Source organism: Tunicatimonas sp. (assembly GCF_049647865.1).
Lineage (GTDB): Bacteria > Bacteroidota > Bacteroidia > Cytophagales > Cyclobacteriaceae > Tunicatimonas.
Genome location: NZ_JBARYM010000851.1, coordinates 1 through 5,727, shown reverse-complemented (window position 1 = coordinate 5,727; position 5,727 = coordinate 1). Strand labels below are relative to the sequence as shown.

6 protein-coding genes are annotated in these 5,727 nt (G+C 44.6%); 5 read left to right on the top strand and 1 reads right to left on the bottom strand.

What is annotated here, in order from left to right; genetic code table 11:
* The 5 genes from WBA23_RS24520 to WBA23_RS24500 all read left to right on the top strand — a co-directional run.
* Nucleotides 1–2,476 (top strand): FtsX-like permease family protein (locus tag WBA23_RS24520; RefSeq protein WP_424584913.1); only part of this gene is annotated, 2,476 nt, incomplete at its 5' end.
* Between the two features lie 103 nt (nt 2,477–2,579).
* Nucleotides 2,580–3,008, top strand: a complete 429-nt coding sequence (locus tag WBA23_RS24515) for a MarR family winged helix-turn-helix transcriptional regulator (protein ID WP_424584912.1) — start codon at nt 2,580–2,582, stop codon at nt 3,006–3,008.
* 51 nt (nt 3,009–3,059) lie between these two features.
* Nucleotides 3,060–3,521, top strand: coding sequence for a RidA family protein (locus WBA23_RS24510; protein WP_424584911.1), 462 nt, complete (start codon nt 3,060–3,062; stop codon nt 3,519–3,521).
* A gap of 33 nt (nt 3,522–3,554) precedes the next feature.
* Nucleotides 3,555–4,028 carry a DOMON domain-containing protein gene (locus WBA23_RS24505; RefSeq protein WP_424584910.1) on the top strand — a complete coding sequence of 158 codons (474 nt, stop codon included), beginning with the start codon at nt 3,555–3,557 and terminating at the stop codon, nt 4,026–4,028.
* A 90-nt stretch (nt 4,029–4,118) separates the two neighbouring features.
* Nucleotides 4,119–4,547, top strand: a complete 429-nt coding sequence (locus WBA23_RS24500) for a nuclear transport factor 2 family protein (RefSeq protein ID WP_424584909.1) — start codon at nt 4,119–4,121, stop codon at nt 4,545–4,547.
* Nucleotides 4,548–4,710: 163 nt separating this feature from the next.
* Here the strand turns inward: WBA23_RS24500 and WBA23_RS24495 are convergent.
* Nucleotides 4,711–5,727: DUF4038 domain-containing protein (locus WBA23_RS24495; RefSeq protein ID WP_424584908.1), on the bottom strand; the 1,017-nt coding region annotated here is incomplete at its 5' end.

Below are 5,727 nucleotides of genomic sequence, written 5' to 3'. Positions count from 1 at the left end.
ACCGTCCACCCTTTGCCACTGGCTTATGCTAAAAAACTATATTAAGATCAGTCTCCGAAATTTTAGAAAAAATGCGCTATATGCTACGCTAAACATCATTAGTCTAGCCATTGGCTTCACTGCCTTTATTCTCATTACCATCTACCTACACTACGAAACCAGTTTTGAAAACTTTCATACGCAGACCGACCGTATCTATCGGGCCACCTATCAGTACCAGTCGGAGGGTGAGTACAGAGTGCACTGGGCGCGGGTGCCGGCAGATTACGTAAATGAGCTACCAAATGATGTGCCCGAGATAGAAACGCTGATTCGCTTCCAGAATCACGAGCAAAAATACCTCCGAGTGGAAGATAAGAAGTTCCGCCCCGAGCACGCTTATGTAACTGACCCAGAAGTATTTCAGGTATTTGATTTTCCGCTGATAGCAGGAGATGCGAAGACGGCGCTAGTGCAACCCCGCTCGGTAGTACTCACTGAAACCCTAGCCCGCCAGTACTTTGGCAGCTCCAATGTGCTGGATCGGGAACTGTACGTATCGGGCAGTCTGGATGCTGAAGAACTGCTATACAAAGTAACCGGGGTGATGGCTGACCCTCCCACTAACACCCATTTGCCGGTGGAGATGCTACTATCATACCGCGATCAGGACGAGCGAGCGGGTTGGGCTTACGTGTATACGCTACTTCACGAAGGGTCGGATGTAGCTAACATACAGGCCCAAATAACCGATTTCGTCAATAAATACGAACCCGAAAATATTGCTTCACAGGTAATTTTTGTTTTTCAGCCACTATCAGAAATCCACTTACAGTCAAACCTAGCCCGGGAGATCGTACCTAATGGGAATCAACTGTATGTGACAATTTTCTTCTTTGTAGGAATCTTCATTCTACTGGTAGCGCTAATTAACTACGTAAACCTCAGTAGTGCCCTAGCGATGGGCCGCTCGCAGGAAGTAGGCATTCGCATCGTGATGGGAGCGAACCAGCGGCATATCATGAGTCACGCCTGGGTTGAGTCAGTGGGTTATACGCTTGTAGCGATGGTATTAGCCGGTCTACTAGCTTATGGACTTTCTCCTTATTTTCGCCAGCTTACCGGGGCTGATTTTCTAATTCCTATCGGTTGGTTCACCCTAGTGCTAGTAGCAATCGCCGTAGTAAGTGGGTTGCTCGCCGGGCTGTATCCGGCCATCATTCTTCGGTCGTTCCGTGCCCTGGAAGCAATTAAATACAGCAAAGTATTTATGCTTTCCGGACGGCAAGGCAAATTTAGCGTGAAGCGGGCAATGGTAGCGGTGCAGTTCGGAGTATCGGTGTTACTAGTTGCCAGTGCATTGGTAGCCTACGATCAATTTCAGTACATTCAGGAGAAAAATCTGGGGATGAAAACCGAGCAGATTCTGGCAATCACAGAGGTGCCTAATTCAGTCACTAAGCGCTATTCAGCCTTTCGCGACCGGGTGGCTCCCTTAGCGGGAGTACAGCAGGTGGCAGCCTGTATGCAAGTACCTTCCAGCGAGATTAGGGATGCCGGCCCGGTACTGGTGAAAGGAGTAAACGACGATCCCGAGCAGGCCCCAATTATGGATATGCAGGTGGTATCCCCCGGATTTACTGAACTCATGGATATTGATTTGTTAGCCGGTGAAGACCGCTTCAATCAGATTCCCCTTTCGGCCTTCTCTGAACAAGAAGAGGGTGAATCAATGGCTGAATGGATATTTAAGCGACCGGCGCGTTACCTCATCAATGAAACCGCTATGCGCCAACTAGGCTGGTCATCACCCGAGGAAGCTTTGGGGCAAAATATTAGTTGGGCGGTAGGAGACCTTCGCTATGCCTACGGCCCGGTGACCGGAGTAGTAAAGGATTTTCATCAGGAAACGCTGAAAAACGAAGTAGATCCAACCGTGATGGTGTACGAACCGCTTTGGCTTAATACGTTTCTGGTGAAAGTAGAAACCGCCGGATTGCCGCAGACGCTGGAAAACATTCACGCAATCTGGAACGACTTGTTTCCTACCTACCCGATGGATTATCATTTTCTGGATGATCTATTTGAGCGGCTGTATACCCAAGAGCGTGTTCAACTACACTTGCTTTCCACCTTCAGCGGATTAGCTATTGTGATCGCTTTTCTGGGATTGTTTAGCCTGGTAGCCTACGCCCTAAAAACCCGTACTCGCGAACTAGCTATTCGCCGGGTATTGGGGGCTAACTTTGGTTCGCTCATCCGTCTGATTAGCCAAGAATACGCTTGGTTACTACTTACCGGAGGAATTATTGCCCTACCACTTAGCTACCTATCCATCTCTCGTTGGCTAGAAGGTTTTGCCTACCGGATTGATATTTCGGTGCTATGGTATTTACTGACTATCAGTTTTATCGGGCTACTATTGCTCGCCACAATCGGTTGGCAGATGCGTCGCAGCACTTCCGCTAACCCGGCCACTGTCTTACGGGATGAATAGAGCAATAGTATCTATTTAGCAAGTAGTAAATAAGATAAAAATGATATGTCAACTATTGATATATCATTTTTTATTTCTATATTTGCTTCATCAAAGTTTTATAATGCAGAAAATTGAAGATGTTATACTCTTTCAAGTGGATCTAACTAGCAAAATTTCTAAGCACTATTCTCAGCGAGAATTCGATAAGCAGCAAATGGGAATAACGGTCGAGCAATGGATAATTCTGAAAATTATATCGGAATCTTCTGCTCTATCTCAAAAGGAGTTGGCAAATAAATCTTATCGTGATCCGGCTTCAATTACTCGAACGATAAATCTATTAGAGAAAAAAGAATTAGTACGACGAAAGGATGTTCCTAGTAACAAGCGAATGTATAATATCGCCTTAACTAAGCAAGGAAGTGCATTTGTACAAAACCATATGAGTATTGTAGAAGCTCATCGGAAAAAAAGTATTGATGGCATATCCGAAGAAGAACTAGCTCAATTAGGCAGATTATTGGATAAGATAAGACAAAATATGAGCTGATATTTTTTACTCATAAGATTGATATATCAACTTTTGATAAAGCAATTAAACATGAAGCTTAATACCATAATTATAACCCTCTCTTCGCTAGTTATGAATGTAGGTTGTCAACAGGATATAATAACTGTAGAGACAGAAAAGGCTTATAAAACGCAGCATTTAGGCTTTTCACAGGCCAATATCTATAGTGGCCTTCTATTCACGTCAGGTCAGGTAGGGTGGGATACAAATTACTCATTAACGGGTACTGAATCTTTCGAGGATCAGCTGAATCAAACCTTCAACAATCTCGGAGCAATTCTGGAAAAGGGCGGAAGTGCTTTCAGCGACATTATTTTGATCAGAATCTATGTGAAGGATTTAGACCAAGAGAAGCGAGCGAAAGTAAGTGACCTTATTGAGAAGTACTACCCTGATTTGTATAAGCCAGCATCTAGCTTAATAGGAGTTGCTACCCTGGCTAGAGAAGACCTGCTAGTAGAAATAGAAATAATTGCGAGAACCAAAAAATAGATCATGTATAACACCATTTTAATCCTTTTAGTGATGATGACAAGCCTGCAGTGCTCTGGGCAAGAACTTAACGGTAATACTATTACCAAGAACAACATGACGGTTCGTTGGCGCTTCCACGAAGACCGAATTCACTTTGAAATGAGCGCACCAACCACCGGGTGGGTCACCATTGGATTTAACACCCACTCAGGAACGAAAGGGGCTTACTTATTGATGGGAAACATAGTAAAAGGAAAACCTGCCGTAGTAGAGCACTATACCCTGAGTCCGGGAAACTACCAACCGATTGAATCTCTGGGAGAAAGCGCGCAAGTATCGGATATAGCAGGGGTTGAACGCGCAAATAGCTCAACACTGAAATTTTCACTACCAGTGAAGTCAGCCAATCAGTATCAGCAAGAATTAGCGAAAGGACTCAATTATACCATGATTATCGCCTACAGCCAGGAAGATGATTTTCAACATCATTCTATGATGAGAACTTCAGTAGATATAACACTTTAAAATCAAGACGCATGAAAGAGACCGAATATTTTTAAGCACCACTCAATCATAAGAGAAAAACTATTTAATAACATAATAAAAATTAGAAGAATGGAAAAGTTAGTATTATTAACCGTGGCCTGTTTGGCGTTCTTAGTAGTAACCGGAAAAGCTCAGACGAGCGAAGTACGAGACATTGAAAAAGTAGTGTCAGCATTTGCAAAAGCTGGAGATGAAAATGATGCTGAAAAATTGGCTACTTACTTAGATGATAATTATCGGGTGGTCATGAACCGCTTATTCGGCAGCAGTGAAGTGAGCATTCTACCAAGATCGATATACTTGGAAAAAATTAAGTCTAAAGAGTTTGGTGGGGATGAGCGAGATGTAACGGTTGAAGATGTAGTGATTAACGGAGAAACTGCCAGCGCTAAAGTCACTATGAAAGGGATTAAGGCTACATTCGTATCTTTAATGGTCTTAATTAAAGATGCTGAAGGCGACTGGAAATTAGTGAGCGATACCCCAACAATTATTTAACTCCTTAGCCAAAGCAAACAAAATAGATAGTAGCGGATTCGTGACGACTTCCAGAGTTTTGTAATTCGCTACTACTTTTGTTTATCCCGCCACCGATTGACAAACCCGGCATAGCACTTCCACTAGTCCGGCTACTGTCTTGCGAGATGAATAAGCAGCTTCTCTAATTAATTGAGAAATGATTGGTAGCTGACTTACTTCCTAAGATTAATACCCAATCGTTTCCGGCTCCTGAATTACCAGGAGGGTCAAACGTACATGCTTGTTCGTTCTTAGCCACTTTAGAGTTGTTTTCCGTTTGATATTCGTTGCTTCGGGGGTTGTACCAGATAGCCGTGAGGGAAGGTTTTGGTAGTTCAGATACGTCTATTGAATAAGCCGCATCGCTGGCCGAATAGATCAGGGCAAAGCTATTGTCGCTAGCCCGGGTGGCCTGAATGTGGGTGTCGTAATCATCCGAATTTCCCTCCAGAACAATGCTTTGAGCGGGGCGTAGCTTAAGGAAGTCATCGCCTAGCTTATGCAGAAACTTACTAACATAACCTATATCGCGAGCTCCCGAATAGTGGATGGCCGCCAATGCGGTACCACTACAGCTATCTGCTTCAACTAAGCCATCCCAGATTCCTCCCGCGCCGTAGGAGTGGCCGAACGCTCCAGCAAAAATAGTAAAGTACGCCCGGCGCCGCATATTGAACGGGCCTGCTCCGCAGAAGTCTTTATTATTCTCGTACCAAGCTTCTGAGTCTAAGGTGGGCTTCGGTTTACCATCGTATCGTTGGTTGTAGTCAAACGTAATGGCTTCCCATACTGTCCAGGTACGTTCATCTTGGCGGGGCAAATCATCCAGGCAACACCATTGGCTAGTTTGCCAGTTGTTAAAATCACACAGATCAGTATCGTCCGAGATGCTGGTGCTGCGTTTAAAGTCAGCGTGTACCGTAAGCAACTTATCTCCGGTATCGCCCTCTCGGATACCTCGCACCAGAGCGTTCAACTTTTCGTCTGGAATTGTATCCTTTCGGGCGTGCCCTCCCGCTTCGCCCAGCGTGAGCCAGATAATATTATTATTGTTCTTGTAGCGATCACCCACCCAGCGACCATATTTATGTAGATCGTCAGCACTATTACTTCTGGTTTTACCCCACCAGCCCAGCGTAATACCAACGTACATATTTCG